The organism is Streptomyces sp. NBC_00271, assembly GCF_036178845.1.
Lineage (GTDB): Bacteria > Actinomycetota > Actinomycetes > Streptomycetales > Streptomycetaceae > Streptomyces.
The window spans coordinates 2,405,564-2,424,977 of the sequence record NZ_CP108070.1; the positions used below are offsets into that span (position 1 = coordinate 2,405,564).

A 19,414-nucleotide genomic window follows, 5' to 3' on the forward strand; every position below is an offset into this window, starting at 1 on the left:
CCTCCTGGTTCCCGGCCGACGGGTCGCGCGTCGGGTGGCTCACAGGCGTCACCGTTCGGGAAGATCCCGCGCCCCGGTCGAGTTGGTGGAAGCGTGAACAACATCGGGGCGCAGGCGCGTGAGGTCGATGTCGTCGTCATAGGCGCTGGGCAGGCAGGACTGTCCAGCGCCTATCACCTGCGGCGGAGCGGTTTCGAGCCGGAACGGGACTTCGTGGTGCTGGATCACGCACCGCGTCCGGGCGGCGCCTGGCAGTTCCGGTGGCCGTCGCTGACGTACGGCAAGGTGCACGGGATGCACTCCCTGCCCGGTATGGAGCTGGAGGGCGCCGACCCGGCGCGGCCGTCCTCCGAGGTGATCGCGGAGTACTTCGACTCCTACGAGCGCACCTTCGACCTGCGGGTGAGGCGGCCGGTGGACGTGCGGGCCGTGCGGGAGGGCGCCGGCGGGCGGCTGCTGGTCGAGTCCTCCGACGGTACGTGGTCGACGCGGGCGCTGATCAATGCCACGGGCACCTGGGACCGGCCGTTCTGGCCGCGCTATCCGGGCCAGGAGACCTTCAGGGGGCGGCAGTTGCACACGGCGCAGTACCCGGGGCCCGAGGAGTTCGCCGGGCAGCGAGTGGTCGTCGTGGGCGGCGGCGCGTCCGGCACCCAGCATCTGATGGAGATAGCCCCGTACGCGGCCGCGACCACCTGGGTGACACGGCGGCCGCCCGTCTTCCGTGAGGGACCCTTCACCGAGGACGTGGGGCGTGCGGCCGTCGCGCTCGTGGAGGAACGCGTTCGGCAGGGGCTGCCGCCCAAGAGTGTCGTGTCGGTGACGGGGCTGCCGCTGAACGACGCGATCCGGCAGGCGCTGGCCGACGGCGTGCTGGACCGGCAGCCGATGTTCGACAGGATCGCCCCGGACGGTGTCGAGTGGGCGGACGGGCGTCACATCGACGCGGACGTCATCCTGTGGGCGACCGGTTTTCGTGCCGCCCTCGATCATCTGACGCCGCTGCGGCTGCGTGAGCCGGGCGGCGGCATCCGCGTCGAGGGGACGCGCGCGCTCGCCGATCCCCGGATCCATCTGGTCGGGTACGGGCCTTCCGCCAGCACGATCGGCGCCAACCGGGCCGGTCGTGCGGCGGTACGGGACATCAGGCGGTTGCTGGCGGGAGTGACCGTCGGCGCCTGATGCCCCGCGGCCGGCAAGGGGACCTCGTGGGCGGTGTCGCAACGGGCAACGGGCTTCAGCTCAGGGCCGAGGCGGACGGCGAGCCCGGAACCGGGGTCGAAATCGAGTGCGAGGGTGAGGTCGAGGGTGACGCACTCCTCCGGAGCCGGTTGAATTCGGCGACGTTCCTCTGCTGCTCCTCGTAGCTGGCCGTGAACCGGGTGTCGCCCGGCTTGACCGTGACGAAGTACAGCCAGTTGCCCGGGGTGGGGTTGATCGCGGCACGCATCGCGGCTTGGCCGGGGTTGGAGATCGGTGTGGGCGGCAGCCCCAAGCGCTGGTACGAGTTGTAGGGGCTCTCGAGCTTCGTGTCGTTCGTGGTCGTGGTCGGCGAGAAGCGGTTCAGCGCGTAGTTGAGGGTCGCGTCCATCTGCAGCGGCATGCCCTGCTCCAGGCGGTTGAAGATGACCCGGGCCACCTTGCCCATGTCGGCCTTGGTGGAGACCTCGGCCTGGATGATGCTCGCGATGGTGATCGCCTGATAGAGGTTCATCGCGTTGCGCTGGGCGCCCGCGGTGACGGGGCTGCCGCTGAACTTCTTGTTCGCGGTGTTGACCATGAGCGCCAGCAGGGACTCGGGGGTCGCCGTCTTGTCGAGGGGGTACGTCGCCGGGTAGAGGTAGCCCTCGGGGTTGCCCTCCGCGTAGGCGGGCAACTTGAGGTTGGCCTTGGCCAGGGATTTCTTGGTGGATCCCAGGGGCAACGCGAGGGCATTGTCGACAGCCTCGTAGACCTGGCCGGTGCGCCAGCCCTCCGGGATGACGAGGGACGTGGGCCGCGTCTCCTCGTCCTCCGTGGTCAGGGTGAGCAGCGGCACCGTCACGGCGGTGGCCGCCACGACGGCTCCGGTCGCGATGAGGGCGACCCGGCCCCGGCGCGTCAGTCGAATCGTGCTCCGTGGCGGAGTGTTCATCTGCATGCGGGCACGGTAACCCGCTAAAGCCTACAAACCCGGCATATCGTCATCTTGTCGGCTCCAGTTCAGCGTCCCGGTGGACCAGCGCCGCATAGCGGCCCTCCCGCTCCAACAACTCCTCGTGCGTGCCGCGTTCGACCGCACGGCCGGAGTCCAGGACGACGATCTGGTCGGCGCCACGGATGGTGGAGAGCCGGTGCGCGATGGTGAGCGTGGTCCGGTTGGCCGACAGGGCGTCGATGGCCTCCTGCACGGCGTACTCCGTGCGGGTGTCCAGGGCGCTGGTCGCCTCGTCGAGGATGAGGACCGGCGGGTCCCGCAGGATCGTGCGGGCGATGGCGAGGCGCTGCTTCTCGCCGCCGGAGAACCGATGGCCGCGTTCACCCACGACCGTGTCGTACCCGTCGGGCAGTGACGCGATGTGGTCGTGGATCTGGGCCGCCTTGGCCGCCGCCTGCAGTTCCTCGTCGGTCGCGTCGGGCCTGGCGAAGCGCAGGTTGTCCGCGACCGAGGCGTGGAAGAGGTACGTCTCCTGGGAGACGACGCCGATCCCGCGGGCGAGCGTGTCGAAGTCGAGGTCCCGCACGTCGACGCCGTCCAGTGTGACGCGGCCGCCCGTGACGTCGTACAGCCGTGGCACGAGATAGCTGAGCGTGGACTTGCCGGAGCCGGTCGGGCCGACCACGGCGAGACTGCCGCCCGCGGGGACGGTGATGTCGATGCCCTCGAGGATCGGGCCACTCTTGTCGTCGTAGCGGAACTCGACGTCCTCGAAGCGGATCTCGCCCTTGACCTGGTCGAGGTGGACCGGGTGCTCCGGCTCGGTGATGTCGATGGGCAGGTCGAGGTACTCGAAGATGCGCTGGAAGAGCGCGAGCGAGGTCTGGATCTGGACGCCGGTGGACAGCAGGCCGACCGTCGGCCGGAACAGACCCTGCTGGAGCGAGACGAAGGCGACGAGCGTGCCGATCGACACGGACGGGCCGCCGAACTGGAGGGCCATGCCCGCGGCCCAGTAGATGACGGCCGGCATGGCGGCCATGACGATGCCGATGACGGACATGCGCCAGCGGCCCGCCATGTTCGACTTCACCTCGAGGTCGACCAGGCTGTCGGACTCGGCCTCGAACGCCTTGGTGAGCGAATCGCCGCGGCCCATGGTGCGGCCGAGCAGGATGCCGCTGACGGAGAGCGACTCGGTGACGGTGGCGGCCATCGCGGCCATCTGCTTCTGGCGCTGGGTCGCTATCTTCTTGCGTTCGTTGCCGACGCGTCGGCTGATCCACACGAAGACCGGCAGCAGGAGCAGCGAGACGACGGTGAGCCGCCAGTCCAGGGCGACCATCGCGACGATCGTGGCGACCACACTGGTGAGGTTGGAGACCAGCGAGGTGGCGGTGGAGGTCACGGTCGCCTGCATGCCGCCGATGTCGTTGGCGATGCGGGACTGGACCTCGCCGGTGCGGGTCCGGGTGAAGAAGGCGAGCGACATGCGCTGCAGCCGGCCGTAGACGGCGGTGCGCAGGTCGTGCATGACGCGCTGGCCGACGGTCGTGGAGATCAGGGTCTGCAGGACACCGAAGATGCTGGTGACGACCGCGCTGAGGATCATGCCGAGCGCGAGCAGGCTGAGCAGACCGGTGCGACCCTGGGGGATCGCGACGTCCAGGGTCTCCTTCAGCAGGAAGGGGGTCGCGACGGTGACGAGGGACGAGGCGCCGACCAGCAGGCCGACGATCGCGAGGCGGCCGCGGTAGGGCCGGAACAGCTTCAGGATGCGGCGCACCTGCCGTGGCTGTTCGCCCTCGGCGGGTGACGGGGTCCAGGTGGATTGGTCGGGACGCATGGGCTCCTACGGGAGGTGAGACGACGATGACACAGGGCAGGAAAACGATGACTGGCGGAGCTTAGCTCATTGTTACCTATACTCACAATGAACCGCATCCTGATATTGTTCCCGTATGACCACCCCCGATGCCGACGGCCTGCTCGCCGAGCAGTTGCTGCGGCTGACCCGACGTGTGCACCGCATCCAGAAGCGGCACCTGGAGCAGCGCGAGCTGGGCATCACCCCGGCCCAGTCCCGGCTGCTGCGCACGCTCGCGCACTACAGCTCACCGCCGCGCATGGCGGATCTCGCCGAGCGCCTGGAGGTGGTGCCCCGGGCCGTGACCACGCTGGTCGACGGCCTGGAGGCGAGCGGGAAGGTGCGCCGGGTCCCCGATCCCACCAATCGGAGGGTGATCCGGATCGAGGTCACGGACGAGGGGCGCGAGGCACTGCGCGAGCTGCGCGGCGCGCGCCGGTCGGCCGCGGAGGAGATCCTGGCGCCGTTGTCGGACGAGCAGCGCGAGGTGCTGGGCGGGTTGCTGGACACGCTGGTGGACGGCATGCCGAGGCTTGAGCACCGCTGCTAAGGGGTTGCCGCGGGCGGTCTCGTCACGCGGCGGACAACGCGAGGGGCCGCGCGCTCCCACTCCGTACGGCTGGAGTGGGAGCGCGCGGCCGTTCCGGGGGCGCCGGGGCGGGGACTCGTCCCGGGGCAGTCAGCCGACCTCGGAGGCAGGTTCCTTGGCCGACCGGGCGGGGACTTCCGGCTTGACCGAGTGGGCGGGGGCTTCCGCCTCGGTCGAACGGGCGAGGACTTGCGCCTTGGTCGACTCGGGCCCCGGTTCTTCCGTGGGCGACTGCCGCGTCGGCGGCTCGTCGTCCTCCTCCACGAACGCGATCTCGCCGTCGAGCATCTTCTTCGCCCGCTCCGTGTCGAGCGCACCCTCCCAGCGGGAGACCGCGAAGACGGCGACGCAGTTGCCGAGGAGGTTGGTCGCGACGCGCATCGAGTCCATGATGCGGTCCACGCCGAGGAGGAGGGCGACGGCTCCGGCGGGGATGACACCGAGCGAGGAGGCCGTCGCCGACAGAGCGAGGAAGGCGGAACCCGGCACACCCGCCATGCCCTTGCTGGTCAGCATGAGAACCAGGACGACCGTGATCTGCTGACCCAGGCTCAGATCCACACCCACCGCCTGCGCGATGAACAACGTACCGATCGACAGGTAGATCGAGGCGCCGTCGAGGTTGAAGGAGTAGCCGGTGGGCAGGACCAGGCCCACGGCGTCGTCGCGGCAGCCCGCCTGGCGCAGCTTCTGCATCATGCGCGGCATGACGGTCTCGCTGGAGGCGGTACCGAGCGCGAGCAGCATCTCCTCGCGGGTGTAACGGACGAACTTCCAGAGGCTGAGTCCCGTGACCGCCTTCAGGGCGACGGCGAGCAGCGCGAGGAACAGCAGCGCGACCGTGTAGCACAGGAAGATCAGCTTGCCGTACGTCTTGATGACGCCGAGCCCGTACTCCCCCACCAGGTGGACCATCGCGCCGAACACCGCGAGCGGGGCCAGCTTCATGATGAAGCCGACGATCGCGAAGACGACGTCCTGGACCTGCTCGATGGCGGGCAGCACCTTGGGCACCTTGGAGTTGCCGAGGTGGAGCAGTGCCGCGCCCACCAGGCAGGCGAGGACGAGGACTTGGAGCAGGGAGTTCTCGGCGAAGGCCCCGACCGCGCTCTGCGGCAGCGCGTTCAGGATGAACTCGCCGGTCGACGGGAGCGAGCCGCCGCCGGTCTTGCCGTCGACGGCCGAGGCGTCGAGCTTCGAGGGGTCGGCGTGCATGCCCGAGCCTGGGCCGACCACGTTCGCCGCGATCAGACCGAAGAGCAGTGCGGCGGTGGACGCGATCTCGAACCAGATCAGGGCCTTGAGCCCGATCCGGCCGAAGGCCTTCAGGTCACCGGCCTTGGTGATGCCGACGACCACCACACAGAACACGAGCGGTGAGATGACCGCCTTGATGAGGCGTACGAAACCGTCGCCGAGCGGCTGGAAGGTCGTGGCCGTGTCCGGCCACAACCTTCCGACGACGATTCCGAGTACGAGCGCGCAGGCGACCTGCGCGAACAGTGAGGTACGCAGTATGCGTGCGACGCGTCGCGGGGACGGTACAGACGGCGGCACGGGCACTCCTCCGAGGGGACTTCTGGTATGCGGAAACTTCCTTCCGTAGCGATCACTATTGAGGAGTTGCCCGTGCCGCCGGATACCTCTGTGTCACGTCCAGGTAAATCCTGGAACAGACGTGCCGTTCCTCACCTGGGGCGCCAACAGGCTCAGCAGTCGCTGCGGTCCCGCGTCAGCACTCCCTGCGCGGTGACCAGAACGCGGTCGTAGCAGCCGTCCGAGCCGTACAGCCGGTAGCGCTCGCTCGTCGTACCGACCGCATGCCGTTGGTCGCGGGGCACGTTCGCGGTATACGTCGCGTCTCCCGTGTACGTGTCGTCGAGCCGGGACCACGTGGTGCGCCGTCCGCCGCGCGTCTCGTCGACCGCGGCCCGGTCGCCGAGCGTCAGGACGGTCCGCAACCGGTCGTCCGCGGCGAGCGTCGTGGTGCCGTCCATGGTGTACGTGCGGTGGGTGCGCCTCACGCCGACCGGTCCGCGCCCGTCGACGGTGACCGTCTCGTCGTCGGTCCAGGTGGCCTTGAGCGCGTCCGTGTTCTCGCCGTCGGTCCAGTGGTGCGCGGAGGTGTTGGCGAGCGTGCGGCGCACGGTGGTCCACACCCGGCCGTGCGAGGTGTCGACGTATCCGGCGGTCGTCAGGCGGTGTCCGCCCACGGTGTCGAGCCGCTCTTCCGAACCGGGTGTGTACGTCGCGGAGTTGGTGAAGTCGCCCGCCCTCACCTCGGTGAGCGCGCCGCTCACGTGCGCGCGCTTCGCGTCCTGCCAGACGAGGACGTCGACCGGGGTGCTCCAGCCCGTCTGGCCCGCGGGGACGCCCACGACGGAGACGTCGATCCGGTGCGGACGACCGTCGTTGAGGAGACCGGCGTAAGGCGTGAGGTCGTATTCGATCGGCTTGATGTCGAAGGCGCGCGGGCCCGGGATCACGTACCAGAGGAAGGGGTTGGACCAGCCGCCGGTCCACACGGTCGGGAACGGCTCGGCGATGCCCGCGAGTTGGCCGTCCACCTTGATCTGCACCTCGCGATAGGGGCCCTTGTCCGCCTTGCAGGAGTACGGGGCGGGATCGGGCACCGTCAGGTACCAGTACTCCTCGCAGCCGCCGCCGGAGCCGGTCGCGTACACCTCGGCAACGATGCGCTCACTGTTGCGCGGGGTGGTGAGGGTGCCGTCCCGCAGGGTGAGGACACGGTCGGGGGTCCCGGCGGACTTCACGGCGCCGCCCTGCGCGTAGAAGGTCAGGGTCACCTTCACGTCGAGGACTCCGGTGTATGTGTCGTCGACGACGTTCCCGATGAGCATCTCGACGTCGCCGCCGCGCCGGAACGTGTCGCTGTACCTGGTCACGTCCTTCTCGACGGACCACTCGATGCCGTCGGGCGAAGGCTCCGGGGTGGAGGTACGGAAGATCTCCACGCCGCCGATGTGCAGATAGCCGAGCCGGTCGAACTGACGCCCCTTGACCTTGCCGTCGAGTCGCAGGACGACCTTGCTCCAGCGGTCGCCGCAGCCGCTCGGCGGTGTGTACGTGCCCCGATACGGCGTGAAGTCACGGAACTGCGCCTCGGCGACCGTCACCGCACAGGACTTGGTGGCCGGTTTCGCCACCGGCGGGGCCGCGGTCAGGGGGTCGTGCCAGTCGGTGCCGAACTCGGCGGGCGTATCAGCGGCAGGCCCGGCGGGCGTCTCGGAGGGTGCGTCGCGGGGCGTGGCGGCGACGTGATCCGCCGACCGGGCAGGGGTCGCGGCGGGCCGGGCGGCGTCCGCCGGCGGTACGGCCGAGGCCGGGCCCGCTCCCAGGAAGCTACTCGCCGAGAGGACCACTCCGGCGAGCATGGACATGACGATCCGTCTTCTCATGTGCGGTGTTCTACGGGGCAGTCGACCCGCCTCGCAATGGGCACTCGGTGACCGCGCCACGCGGGGCAGCCCGGTCGGCCACGGCCGCTACACCTTCAGATCGGCCTTGTCCCCCATCACGATGACGGGGTGCTGATGCGGGTCGAGCGTCCGCAGGAGATATTCCATGGCCGGCTTGGGCACGCTGACACACGCGGACGTACCGCTGCCATGGTCCATGTGCAGCCAGATGCTGCCGCCCTTCGACTGACCCAGGGGCCGGTCCGGGTTGTCCGGCGGGGTGCCCACGCGGCGGTTGTAGTTGATGGCGACGACGTAGTCGAAGTCGTGCCAGTGCGACCTGGCCCAGTCGCGGGGAGCCTGATAGGCCGCCGAGTGGTCGTACGGGAGCAGGGCGCCCGGGTCGTCGAGCACTCCGCCCGCGTCGGTGAGCGAGAACACCCCGACGGGGCTGCGCTTGTCGCCCTCGTGATGGTCGGTGGTCCAGCCCTTCGTCCCGTTGTGCGCGCGCCAGGAACGCCGCACCTCCCAGGTGGAACCGGACTTCGCGTACAGCACGACCGTGGAGTCGGCGGAGTCCCTGCCCTCACCGTAGACCGCCACCACCTGGTGGGCGTTGGACGGGATCCGGGCCTGCAGACGGTTGCCGACCTCCGGTATCCGGGTCAGATCGACGGTGCGAGCGGGGGCATGTTCGCCCTTGGCACCGGCTCCGCCGTGGCCCTTCACCGCAGCGTTCCCCCCTTCCGAACCGCCACAGGCCGACAGGAACACAGCGAGGACACCGCACGCCACAGCGGTGAACCCCGTACGCCTCGCACCGTCTTTTCGCATGCGACCCATCGTTGCATCACGTATCGGACGAATAACCCCTACCCCCCGGCTTCCCGGTCAGGTGTTGCCTTTCCGGGCACGCTTTCGATGGGTCGCAAGCGGTCCCAGCCTTGTCTCGGAACCCCTGCGCCAACTCCTGTCTCCCGAACGCGTGTCCCGATTCTCTGTCCTGAATCCATGTCCTGGGATGAAAAACCGTTTGCCTCCGGTCGCACCGTGACGCGAACCTTTCACGGTTTGCTGCCGACCCCCCACGGTCGGTCGGTCGCCGGAACTCCACGGCATCGCCCCGGCCCCACCCCCTGACCCCACCCCTTACACGAGCCACTGGGACGTCATGCAGATTCAAGACCTTCCCTATCCCGACCCGGGTGTGCCGGACGCACGCTCGGGTCCCCGATTCCTGTGGTGGCTCGGCCGGAATCAGCTCGGCGGGCAGTTCAAGGCCCTTGCCTGGGGACTGCTGCACTTCGTGGCCGTCTCCGGGCTGCCGTTCTGCGTCGGCCTCGCCGTCCAGGCAGTCGTCGACCGCTCCGGCACCCGACTCGCCCTGACCGGTGGGCTGCTGGCGCTGTGCGGCGCCTGCATCGCGCTGGGCGACACCATGCTGCACCGCGCCGCGGTCACCAACTGGATCACCGCCGCCGCGCGCGTCCAGCAGTTGCTGGCCCACAAGACCGCCCAGTTGGGCTCCGCCCTGACCCGACGTGTCGCGGCCGGCGAGGTCGTCGCGGTCTCGACCGGCGACGTCGAGAAGATCGGCTGGTTCGTGGAGGCCCTGTCGCGGTTCGCGGCGGCCGCCCTGACCGTCGTGCTGGTCTGTGTCGGCCTGGTCGTCTACCAGCCCGCGCTCGGCGTACTCGTCGTGGTGGGTGTGCCCGTCCTGGCGCTCGCCGTACTGCCGTTGCTGCCCCGTGCCACCCGGCGCGCGGACTTCCAGCGCGAGAAGGCCGGCCGCGCCACCGAGCTGGCCTCGGACACCGTCGCGGGCCTGCGCGTGCTGCGCGGCATCGGCGGCGAGGAACTGTTCCTCGACCGCTACCGCCGCGCCTCCCAGGAGGTCCGCCGCGCGGCCGTGCGCAGCGCCCGGATGTGGTCGCTGATCTCGGCCATCCAGGTGCTGTTGCCCGGCCTGCTGATGATCGCCATCATCTGGCGCGGCGTTCACCTCGCCCGCGACGGCCGGATCACGGTCGGTGAACTCGTCACCGTGTACAGCGCGGTCATGCTGCTCACGTACCCATTGCGACACTTCGAGGAGATCGCGATGGCCTACTCCTTCTCCCGCCCGTCCGCCAAGCGCGCCGCCCGGGTGCTGTCCCTGGAACGGGCCATGGACAGCGGCGGATCGCGCTCGGCCGAGGTGCCGGCCGGTGATCTGTACGACCCCGCGACCGGGCTGCTCGCGCCCGCCGGGCGGCTCACCGCCGTGGTGTGCGGCGACCCGGACGCGGCGGGTGTGCTCGCCGCGCGGCTGGGTGGCCACCCCACGGAGGGGGGAACCTCGGTGCTCCTCGGAGGCGTACCTCTCGACGACTTGCCGCTCGACTCCGCCCGTACGGCCGTCCTCGTCCAGGACAAGGACCCGGTGCTGCTGTCCGGCTCGCTGCGCGAGCTGCTCGACGTGCCTTCCTCGGGTCTTGTCAGCGCCGAGGCCGCACTGACCGCCGCGCAGTGCGGCGACGTCCTGGACGCGCTCACCCAGGGTTCGTTGGACGCCGGGGACCCGATGGAGGCCCGCATCACCGAACGCGGACGCTCCCTCTCCGGCGGCCAGCGCCAGCGCCTGGCCCTGGCCCGGTCGCTGATCACGGACCCCGAAGTGCTGGTCCTCGACGAGCCGACCTCCGCGGTCGACTCGCACACCGAGGCCCGGATCGCCGACGGTGTGCGCGCCTTGCGCGCCGGACGCACGACGGTCGTCCTCACCTCCTCGCCGCTGCTCCTGGACCACGCGGACCGGGTCGTTCTGGTGCACGAGGGCGAGGTCGTGGCGGTCGGCGTCCACCGCGAGCTGGTACGCGGTGAGCCGCGGTACCGGGCCGTGGTGACCCGGGAGACCGATGACGAGGCCGCGCGAAGCGGTGTGCGGGAAGAGGACGGGCCCGCGCGGAGCCACGTGCGGGAAGAAGACGAGGCCGGCCTGGGCGGCGTACTGAAGGAACTGGAAGAAATCGAGGAGACCGCATGATCGGCCTGGCCCCACCGGCCTACGACCCGGCGGCCCCGACGACGGCGCACACCCTGCCCGTCGGTGCCCCCGCGACCGTACGCGCCTACGTGATCGAACTCTTCCGGCGGCACCGTCGGGCCTTCCTGCTGCTCATCGCCGCCAACACGGTGGCCGTGGTGGCCTCGATGGCCGGCCCCTACCTGTTGGGCTCGATCGTCGAGCGGGTCTCGGACCACGCGCGGGAGCTCCATCTGGAGCGCACCGCCGCGCTGTTCGCCGTCGCACTCGTCGTGCAGGCCGTGTTCGTACGCGAGGTGCGGCTGCGCGGGGCCGTGCTCGGCGAGCGGATGCTGGCCGATCTGCGCGAGGACTTCCTCGTACGGTCGGTCGGGCTGCCACCCGGCATCCTCGAGCGGGCCGGCACGGGCGACCTGCTGTCCCGCATCACCACGGACATCGACCGGCTCGCCAACGCGATGCGCGAAGCCGTACCGCAGCTCGCCATCGGCGTGGTGTGGGTGGCCCTGCTGCTCGGCGGGCTCGCCGTGACCGCCCCACCGCTGGCCCCCGCCGTACTGGTCGCCGTGCCCATCCTGCTGATCGGCTGCCGCTGGTACTTCAAGCGCGCACCGTCCGCCTACCGCTCCGAGGCCGCCGGCTACGCCGCGGTCGCCGCCGCCCTCGCCGAGACCGTGGACGCGGGCCACACCGTCGAGGCGCACCGCCTGGGCGAGCGTCGCATCGAGCTGTCGGAGCGCCGGATCAAGGAGTGGACGGCCTGGGAGCGCTACACGCTCTGGCTGCGCACGGTGCTCTTCCCGGTCATCGGGGTCACGCACGTGATGATCCTCTGCTCGGTCCTGATGATCGGCGGGGTCTTCGTCCTTCAGGGCTGGATCGGTGTGGGGCAGCTGACGACGGGGGCGCTCATCGCGCAGATGCTCGTCGATCCGGTGGGTCTGATCCTGCGCTGGTACGACGAGCTGCAGGTCGCCCAGGTGTCGCTGGGCCGGCTGGTCGGTGTCCGGGACATCGAGCCCGACGCGGGCGACCCGGAGATGGTCCCGGACGGACGGGACGTGCGCGCGGACGAGGTGCGCTTCGGCTACCGGGCCGGGGTGGACGTGCTGCGCGAGGTCTCCCTGGAGGTCGCCCCGGGCACCCGACTCGCGCTGGTCGGACCGTCCGGCGCGGGCAAGTCCACCCTTGGCCGACTGCTCGCCGGGATCTACGCGCCCCGGGACGGCCGCGTCACGCTCGGCGGTGCCGAACTGTCCCGGATGCCCGCCGAGGCGGTCCGCTCCCACGTGGCCCTGGTCAACCAGGAGCACCACGTCTTCGTAGGCTCCCTGCGCGACAACCTGCTGCTCGCCAGGACGGGAGCGGTCGACGCCGAGCTGTGGGCAGCGCTCGGGGCGGTCGACGCGGAGGGCTGGGCGCGGGCGCTGGACGACGGTCTGGACACCGAGGTCGGCTCGGGCGGGCTCGCGCTCACCCCGGCCCAGGCTCAGCAGATCGCCCTGGCCCGGCTGGTCCTCGCCGATCCGCACACCCTGGTCCTGGACGAAGCGACCTCGCTGCTCGACCCGCGCGCGGCCCGTCACCTGGAACGCTCGCTGGCCCGCGTCCTCGACGGACGCACCGTCGTCGCCATCGCCCACCGGCTGCACACCGCCCACGACGCGGACGTCATCGCCGTCGTGGAGAACGGCCGGATCAGTGAGCTGGGCAGTCACGACGAGCTGGTCGCGGCGGACGGCGCCTACGCGGCGCTGTGGAGGTCCTGGCACGGGTGAGGGTGCCCTGCCGGTGCGGTCCGCGCTCGTGTGCGGCAGCGGTCGCACCGGCGCCCGGGACCTGCCTCCGCGGGCGGGCCCGTACCGCCTCGGACCGTGTGGCGTTGCGCAGTGCCGAACCGGAGTGGAAGGCTGGATATCGGCACCGGCTCGGGGAACGCCCGGGAACCACCCGGTTCGCGAAGGGCGAAGCCTGTGTCGAGTGGCCCGCGCGCCCGCCGTCGAGCGCGGTGGGATCGGGCTCGCCCGCATCACCTGGAGGTACCCGTGAACAGCGTCGACGGATGGGGAGACGACGTCTACCAGCCCGACGGATCCGAGGTACAGGACGACGCGGGGCTGCTCGACTCCGAGGACACCCTGCTCTCCGACGGTGTCGGTGACCCGCTCGACCGGGGTTGGTCCCCGCCGGAGCGGCCGTGGGCGGTGGAGCACTCCGGGGTGACCGCCGCGGAGCGCCGCCAGGGCGAGACCCTGGACCAGCGCCTCGCGGAGGAGATGCCCGACGTCGCGGAGCCGGACGGGGACGGCATCGGAGACTGCCAGGGCACCGACGGCGAAGCCTGGGACAACGAAGTGGGCGCGAGCCGCTCCGGTCGTCTCGTCGCCCCCAATGAGGGAGCGCACGAGGACGACGAGAGCGGGCTGATCGCCACCGACGTCGGCATCGACGGGGCCGCGGCCTCGGCCGAGGAGGCCGCGATGCACATCGTCGACGAGGACACCGCGTCCGGCTGACCGGCCCCCGCCCCTCTCCCCCAAGGAGCACCCATGCAGCAGGACAAGCACCCCGACTACCACTCCGTCGTCTTCCGCGACCGCGCCGCCGGGTACGCGTTCCTCACCCGGTCCACCGCGACGAGCGACCAGACCATCGAGTGGGACGACGGCGAGACCTACCCGGTCGTCGACGTCGAGATCTCCTCGGAGAGCCACCCCTTCTACACGGGCAAGGCCCGGACCGTGGACTCGGAGGGCCGGATCGCACAGTTCGAGAGGCGGTACGGGGGTGCGGGGCAGGGAGCGGACAAGGACGGGTCGGCTTGAGGGGTTGCCCTCCGCGCTCGGGCGCAAGGAGCTGACGCTCCTCCTCGGGCCTGCGGGGCTGACGCTCCTCCTCGGGCGTGCGGGGCTGACGCGCTGGCTCAGATGACGTTGAGCGCCGCCGCGCAGCCCACTCCTCCGAGCAGCATGAAGACCGGCATGAGCACCTTGAGCTCGACCCAACTGCCGGCGCGGAAGCGCATCGCCTTGGGCGGGCCGATCGGGTACCAGCGCTTGCGGCCGATCGGGATGGGCCACAGGACCGGGCAGCCGGACACCGTGAGCGCGTCGCCGATGTCGTGCACCAGAGCGCCCAGGACGATCGGCAGGCCGAGCCACAGGTACTCCTGGCCCGGCGCGGTGAACAGCCAGTCCGAACCGTTGCCCGGCTTGTCCAGGACTCCGGCGAGGATCCAGGCGCTGGTCGCGGCCAGCAGCCAGACCAGGACGTCGCTGCTGGAGCCGCGGGCGGCCCGCCACAGCAGTCCCTCGATCGCGAGCACCATGTGCACGAAGAGGATGGCCAGGACCGCCCAGCGGCCACCTGTGATCGCGAGGACCGCGGTGCCCGCGCCGATCATCACCGCCCACAGCCAGGTGTGCGTCAGCGTGCGATGGCCACCGTTGCGCCGTGGGTCGCCCGGCTTGCGGGTCGACTTGTAGACGGCGTACGAGAGCTTGTCGACGATCTCGCACAAGGTCCGTGAGACGGGCCCGAAGGCCCGCGAGATCGTCGCCGCCTTGTGGTCCAGGTCGGGGGCGAGCGCGGCACCCGCGCAGATCAGGGCGCCGACGAGAAGAACCGGCCAGGGCATCGTGTGACCGGTGGCGGCCGCTGCCGCTCCGACGCCGAGCCAGGCCGCGGCTCCCGAGAGTGAGTGTGCTGGTCCCATCATGGCCGTTCCCCGCCCCATTCTTCTTCAGCCGCTGTCCAGTTGCCCGCATACGCTGACGCTTCGTCGGCGCCACAGCGTAACGGTCGTGATCTTCGGACGAGCATCCGATTCCCCCATCGAGCGGGTCGACAGGCAAGATGGGGGCGTGACCCTCATCGATCAGCTGCCGCAGACCCCAGATCCCGACGCCCTCTACGAAGCCTTCGAGTCGTGGGCCGGGGAACGCGGTCTCACGCTCTACCCGCATCAGGAGGAGGCGCTGATCGAGGTGGTCTCGGGTGCGAACGTGATCGTCTCGACGCCCACCGGCTCGGGCAAGAGCATGATCGCCGCGGGCGCCCACTTCGCCGCGCTCGCCCGCGACGAGGTCACCTTCTACACGGCGCCGATCAAGGCACTGGTCTCGGAGAAGTTCTTCGAGCTGTGCAAGATCTTCGGCACCGAGAACGTCGGCATGCTGACCGGCGACGCCTCCGTGAACTCCGACGCCCCCGTCATCTGCTGCACCGCCGAGGTGCTGGCGTCCATCGCGCTGCGGGACGGCAAGCACGCCGACGTCGGCCAGGTCGTCATGGACGAGTTCCACTTCTACGCGGAAGCCGACCGCGGCTGGGCGTGGCAGATCCCGATCCTGGAACTGCCGCAGGCGCAGTTCATCCTGATGTCGGCGACGCTCGGCGACGTCGCGATGTTCGAGAAGGACCTCACCCGGCGCACCGGAAGGCCCACGTCGGTGGTCCGCTCGGCAACCCGGCCCGTGCCGCTCTCCTACGAATACGTGCTGACCCCGCTGACGGAGACGCTCACCGAGCTGCTCGCGACCAAGCAGGCTCCGGTCTACATCGTCCACTTCACTCAGGCGCAGGCCGTGGAGCGGGCGCAGGCACTGATGAGCATCAACATGTGCACGCGCGAGGAGAAGGACCAGATCGCCGAGCTGATCGGCAACTTCCGCTTCACCACCAAGTTCGGCCGCAACCTCTCCCGGTACGTACGCCACGGCATCGGCGTGCACCACGCGGGCATGCTGCCCAAGTACCGGCGACTGGTGGAGAAGCTGGCCCAGGCCGGTCTGCTGAAGGTCATCTGTGGCACGGACACCCTCGGTGTCGGCGTCAACGTCCCGATCCGCACCGTGCTGTTCACGGCGCTGACGAAGTACGACGGCAACCGGGTGCGCACGCTCCGTGCCCGTGAGTTCCACCAGATCGCCGGCCGCGCCGGGCGCGCCGGATTCGACACGGCGGGATTCGTCGTGGCGCAGGCGCCCGAGCACGTCATCGAGAACGAGAAGGCGCTCGCCAAGGCGGGCGACGACCCGAAGAAGCGTCGCAAGGTGGTCCGCAAGAAGGCTCCCGAGGGCTTCGTCGGCTGGACGGACAACACGTTCGAGAAGCTCATCGCCTCCGATCCCGAGCCGCTCACCTCCCGCTTCCGGGTCACCCACACCATGCTCCTGGCAGTGATCGCCCGGCCCGGGAACGCCTTCGAGGCGATGCGGCATCTGCTGGAGGACAACCACGAGCCGCGCAAGCAGCAGCTGCGGCACATCCGGCGGGCGATCGCGATCTACCGCTCGCTCCTCGACGGCGGCATCGTCGAGAAGCTCGACGAGCCGGACGCCACGGGTCGCATCGTGCGCCTCACCGTGGATCTGCAACAGGACTTCGCGCTCAACCAGCCGCTGTCGACCTTCGCGCTCGCCGCCTTCGAGCTGCTGGACCCCGAGTCGCCCTCCTACGCCCTGGACATGGTGTCCGTCGTGGAGTCCACCCTGGACGACCCGCGGCAGATCCTCGCGGCCCAGCAGAACAAGGCGCGCGGCGAGGCCGTGGCGGCGATGAAGGCGGACGGCGTCGAGTACGAGGAGCGCATGGAGCGGCTCCAGGACGTGTCGTACCCCAAGCCGCTGGAGGAGCTGCTCTTCCACGCCTACAACACCTACCGCAAGAGCCACCCGTGGGTCGGCGACCACCCGTTGTCGCCGAAGTCCGTCATCCGTGACATGTACGAACGCGCCATGTCCTTCACGGAGTTCGTCTCCCACTACGAGCTCGCCCGTACTGAGGGCATTGTCCTGCGCTACCTCGCGAGTGCCTACAAGGCGCTTGAACACACCGTCCCGGACGACCTCAAGTCCGAGGACCTGGAGGACCTGATCGCCTGGCTGGGCGAGCTGGTCCGCCAGGTCGACTCGAGTCTCCTCGACGAGTGGGAGCAGCTCGCCAACCCCGAGGAGATGACGGCCGAGGAGGCCCAGGAGAGGGCCGACCAGGTCAAGCCGGTCACGTCGAACGCCCGCGCCTTCCGTGTCCTCGTCCGCAACGCGATGTTCCGCCGTGTCGAACTCGCCGCACTCGACAACGTCGACGAGCTCGGCGAGATGGACGGCGAGTCCGGCTGGGACGCCGATGCCTGGGGCGAGGCGATGGACAAGTACTGGGACGAGTACGAGGACCTCGGCACGGGCCCCGACGCCCGTGGCCCCAAGCTGCTGTCGATCGTGGAGGAGCCGCAGAACGGTCTGTGGCGCGTCCGTCAGACCTTCGCCGACCCGAACGGCGATCACGACTGGGGCATCAGCGCGGAGGTCGACCTGGTGGCCTCCGACGCGGAGGGCCGTGCCATCGTCAAGGTCACCGACGTCGGCCAGTTGTGAGCACAGGAGAATCCCACACATGACGAACCCAGCCGAGAGGCTCGTCGACCTGCTCGACCTGGAGCAGATCGAGGTCAACATCTTCCGTGGCCGCAGCCCGGACGAATCACTGCAGCGGGTCTTCGGCGGCCAGGTGGCGGGCCAAGCCCTGGTGGCGGCCGGGCGCACCGCCGAGGCCGACCGGCCGGTGCACTCACTGCACGCGTACTTCCTGCGCCCGGGCCGGCCGGGCGTGCCGATCGTGTACCAGGTCGAACGGGTCAGGGACGGGCGGTCGTTCACCACCCGTCGCGTCACCGCCGTGCAGCAGGGGCGCACGATCTTCAATCTGACCGCCTCCTTTCACAAGCCTGAGGATGGGAGCTTCGAGCACCAGTTGCCGCCGGCCCGCGAGATACCGCACCCGGAGTCGCTGCCGACGGTCTCGCAGGAGATCACCGAGCATCTGGGCGCGCTTCCCGAGTCGCTGGAGCGCATGGCACGCCGCCAGCCGTTCGACATCCGGTACGTGGACGGACTGCGCTGGACCCCGGAGGAGATAAAGGACGCGGAGCCGCGCAGCGCGGTGTGGATGCGTGCCGTCGGGCCACTGGGCGACGACCCGCTCGTGCACACCTGCGCCCTCACCTACGCGAGCGACATGACCCTCCTGGACGCCGTCCGCATCCCGGTGGAGCCGCTGTGGGGTCAGCGCGGCTTCGACATGGCCTCGCTCGACCACGCGATGTGGTTCCACCGGCCCTTCCGCGCGGACGAGTGGTTCCTGTACGACCAGGAGTCGCCGATCGCGACGGGCGGTCGCGGGCTGGCCCGCGGGCGCATCTACGACCTGGAGGGACGCCTGCTCGTCTCGGTCGTCCAGGAGGGGCTTTTCCGGGCGCTGTAGGGATGCAGGAAGAGGGTCAGGGGCTTCTGCGGCGCAGCCACCCGAGGAGCCTGCGTGGCCGCTCGGGCTCCACGCTCGGTGCCGGGTCGTCGAGGGCGGCTTCCCGCGGTCGCGAGGCCGCCGGAGCCGCCGCGCTCAAGGAGGAGACCGGCGTCGGCGATGCCTTCGGCGTCGGGCGGGGCGCGGGGCGGAGCTCTCGAGCCTCGACGAGTGCTTGGCCAAGGTCCGCACGGAGCCAGCTGATCTCGTCGGGATCCTCGGCCGTCATGATGCGCGTGACGAGGTGCGCGGCGGGCGTGTCCGGCGCGGCGCCGTGGGCGGCCCGCTCGGGCCGGAAGCGGTTCAGATACGCGCGCTCGTAGGGGTCCCTGACGATCTCGGCCACCTGAACGGGTTCGAGCAGGGAGGCCACGATCGCGGCTCGCGCCCAGGGGTCCTCGGTCTGCCGCAGCAGGAATCCCATGTGCCGGCCCCGCCAGTTGCGGGGGCGGAGGTCCAGGCCGGCTTCCAGCTGGTCGCGGAGTCCCTCGGGGGTACGGCCCTTCAGCAGCGGGGCGTTCTGCTCGTCCGCCCCGAACTGGCGCAGTTCTTCTGCCAGGTACAGCCAGACCACAGCCCTGTACCGGTTCAGGTAAAACTTCACGGGCACCACCAAACCCAGGCGCGCGAAGCGCGTGAACCTGGCGGCCGTCACGCCCATGAGCGCCGCACCCTCCGTGGTGCCGACGGCCTTCACGCGTTCCCGCAATGCCTCGGGGAAGCCGTCCTCGGAGCGCACCCGCTCGATCTCCGCACGATTGACGCGGCGTCCGCCTCCCCCCTCGTCGGGAGCGGTGCGGACGCATCCGAGATGCAGGGCGAGGTCGAACTCGCCGCGCTTGAGCTCCAGTTCTCGCGCGGCGCGGGCGAGCGACGATGTGGCGGACCTCGATGCGGTGGACTGTGAGGCGGTGGACTGCGGGGCGGTGGACTGCGTGATGGTGTTGCCGGACATGACGGTTCTCCCCCGTGGAGTGAGGTGCTCGCGCCGTCGGGCGCTTGCTTCGAGAAAAACCGTAGCCGGTTCGGCGGATCTCGCGGCGAGCCTGTGGATAACTCTGACCGCGATGACGTA

General features: G+C 70.2%; 15 protein-coding genes. 8 read left to right on the top strand and 7 right to left on the bottom strand.

Translation table 11 applies throughout. The features are described 5' to 3' along the window. The first annotated feature begins 93 nt into the window (after positions 1 to 93). A complete protein-coding gene (locus OG798_RS11385) occupies positions 94 to 1,182 on the top strand; it encodes an NAD(P)-binding domain-containing protein (protein WP_328756908.1) in 1,089 nt (362 codons plus the stop codon). Between the two features lie 55 nt (positions 1,183 to 1,237). Here OG798_RS11385 and mltG read toward each other — a convergent pair whose 3' ends face one another. Further along, a complete protein-coding gene (mltG, locus tag OG798_RS11390; RefSeq protein ID WP_095856084.1) occupies positions 1,238 to 2,140 on the bottom strand; it encodes an endolytic transglycosylase MltG in 903 nt (300 codons plus the stop codon). A gap of 43 nt (positions 2,141 to 2,183) precedes the next feature. Then, the gene (locus OG798_RS11395) at positions 2,184 to 3,983 is read right to left on the bottom strand and encodes an ABC transporter ATP-binding protein (RefSeq protein ID WP_097226569.1); all 1,800 of its coding nucleotides are present in this window, start codon (positions 3,981 to 3,983) and stop codon (positions 2,184 to 2,186) included. Positions 3,984 to 4,098: 115 nt separating this feature from the next. On the opposite strand from OG798_RS11395, the gene OG798_RS11400 reads away from it, so the two are divergent. Next, positions 4,099 to 4,554, top strand: a complete 456-nt coding sequence (locus OG798_RS11400) for a MarR family winged helix-turn-helix transcriptional regulator (RefSeq protein WP_095856082.1) — start codon at positions 4,099 to 4,101, stop codon at positions 4,552 to 4,554. Positions 4,555 to 4,683: 129 nt separating this feature from the next. On the opposite strand, the gene OG798_RS11405 is transcribed toward OG798_RS11400, so the two are convergent. The 3 genes from OG798_RS11405 to OG798_RS11415 form a co-directional block, all read right to left on the bottom strand. Beyond that, positions 4,684 to 6,150 carry a cation:dicarboxylate symporter family transporter gene (locus OG798_RS11405; RefSeq protein WP_328756909.1) on the bottom strand — a complete coding sequence of 489 codons (1,467 nt, stop codon included), beginning with the start codon at positions 6,148 to 6,150 and terminating at the stop codon, positions 4,684 to 4,686. A gap of 152 nt (positions 6,151 to 6,302) precedes the next feature. After that, entirely contained in the window at positions 6,303 to 8,012 is a 1,710-nt protein-coding gene (locus OG798_RS11410) for a peptide-N4-asparagine amidase (RefSeq protein WP_267061105.1), read from the bottom strand. Between the two features lie 87 nt (positions 8,013 to 8,099). Beyond that, positions 8,100 to 8,846, bottom strand: coding sequence for a hypothetical protein (locus OG798_RS11415; RefSeq protein WP_121416882.1), 747 nt, complete (start codon positions 8,844 to 8,846; stop codon positions 8,100 to 8,102). A 337-nt stretch (positions 8,847 to 9,183) separates the two neighbouring features. Between OG798_RS11415 and OG798_RS11420 the strand changes: the two genes are divergently transcribed. From OG798_RS11420 to OG798_RS11435, 4 genes are all read left to right on the top strand, one after another. Next, positions 9,184 to 11,037: an ABC transporter transmembrane domain-containing protein gene (locus OG798_RS11420; RefSeq protein ID WP_095856079.1), complete on the top strand. Its 1,854-nt coding sequence runs from the start codon at positions 9,184 to 9,186 to the stop codon at positions 11,035 to 11,037. Next, positions 11,034 to 12,815: an ABC transporter ATP-binding protein gene (locus OG798_RS11425; protein WP_097226566.1), complete on the top strand. Its 1,782-nt coding sequence runs from the start codon at positions 11,034 to 11,036 to the stop codon at positions 12,813 to 12,815. The genes OG798_RS11420 and OG798_RS11425 overlap by 4 nt, the downstream gene beginning before the upstream one ends. 267 nt (positions 12,816 to 13,082) lie before the next feature. Then, complete coding sequence (locus tag OG798_RS11430) at positions 13,083 to 13,553, top strand: DUF5709 domain-containing protein (protein WP_095856077.1); 471 nt, start codon at positions 13,083 to 13,085, stop codon at positions 13,551 to 13,553. A gap of 33 nt (positions 13,554 to 13,586) precedes the next feature. Next, positions 13,587 to 13,862 (top strand): type B 50S ribosomal protein L31, encoded by a 276-nt coding sequence (locus tag OG798_RS11435; protein ID WP_095856076.1) that lies wholly within the window; start codon positions 13,587 to 13,589, stop codon positions 13,860 to 13,862. A gap of 98 nt (positions 13,863 to 13,960) precedes the next feature. On the opposite strand, the gene OG798_RS11440 is transcribed toward OG798_RS11435, so the two are convergent. Then, the gene (locus OG798_RS11440) at positions 13,961 to 14,755 is read right to left on the bottom strand and encodes a metal-dependent hydrolase (RefSeq protein ID WP_067372608.1); all 795 of its coding nucleotides are present in this window, start codon (positions 14,753 to 14,755) and stop codon (positions 13,961 to 13,963) included. 145 nt (positions 14,756 to 14,900) lie between these two features. Between OG798_RS11440 and OG798_RS11445 the strand changes: the two genes are divergently transcribed. After that, positions 14,901 to 17,414 (top strand): DEAD/DEAH box helicase, encoded by a 2,514-nt coding sequence (locus OG798_RS11445; RefSeq protein WP_095856075.1) that lies wholly within the window; start codon positions 14,901 to 14,903, stop codon positions 17,412 to 17,414. A gap of 19 nt (positions 17,415 to 17,433) precedes the next feature. Next, positions 17,434 to 18,300: an acyl-CoA thioesterase gene (locus OG798_RS11450; RefSeq protein WP_054228907.1), complete on the top strand. Its 867-nt coding sequence runs from the start codon at positions 17,434 to 17,436 to the stop codon at positions 18,298 to 18,300. Positions 18,301 to 18,316: 16 nt separating this feature from the next. Here the strand turns inward: OG798_RS11450 and OG798_RS11455 are convergent, their stop codons facing one another. After that, on the bottom strand, positions 18,317 to 19,294 hold the full coding sequence (locus OG798_RS11455) for a DUF6397 family protein (RefSeq protein ID WP_328756910.1): 978 nt from the start codon (positions 19,292 to 19,294) through the stop codon (positions 18,317 to 18,319). Positions 19,295 to 19,414 lie beyond the last annotated feature (120 nt).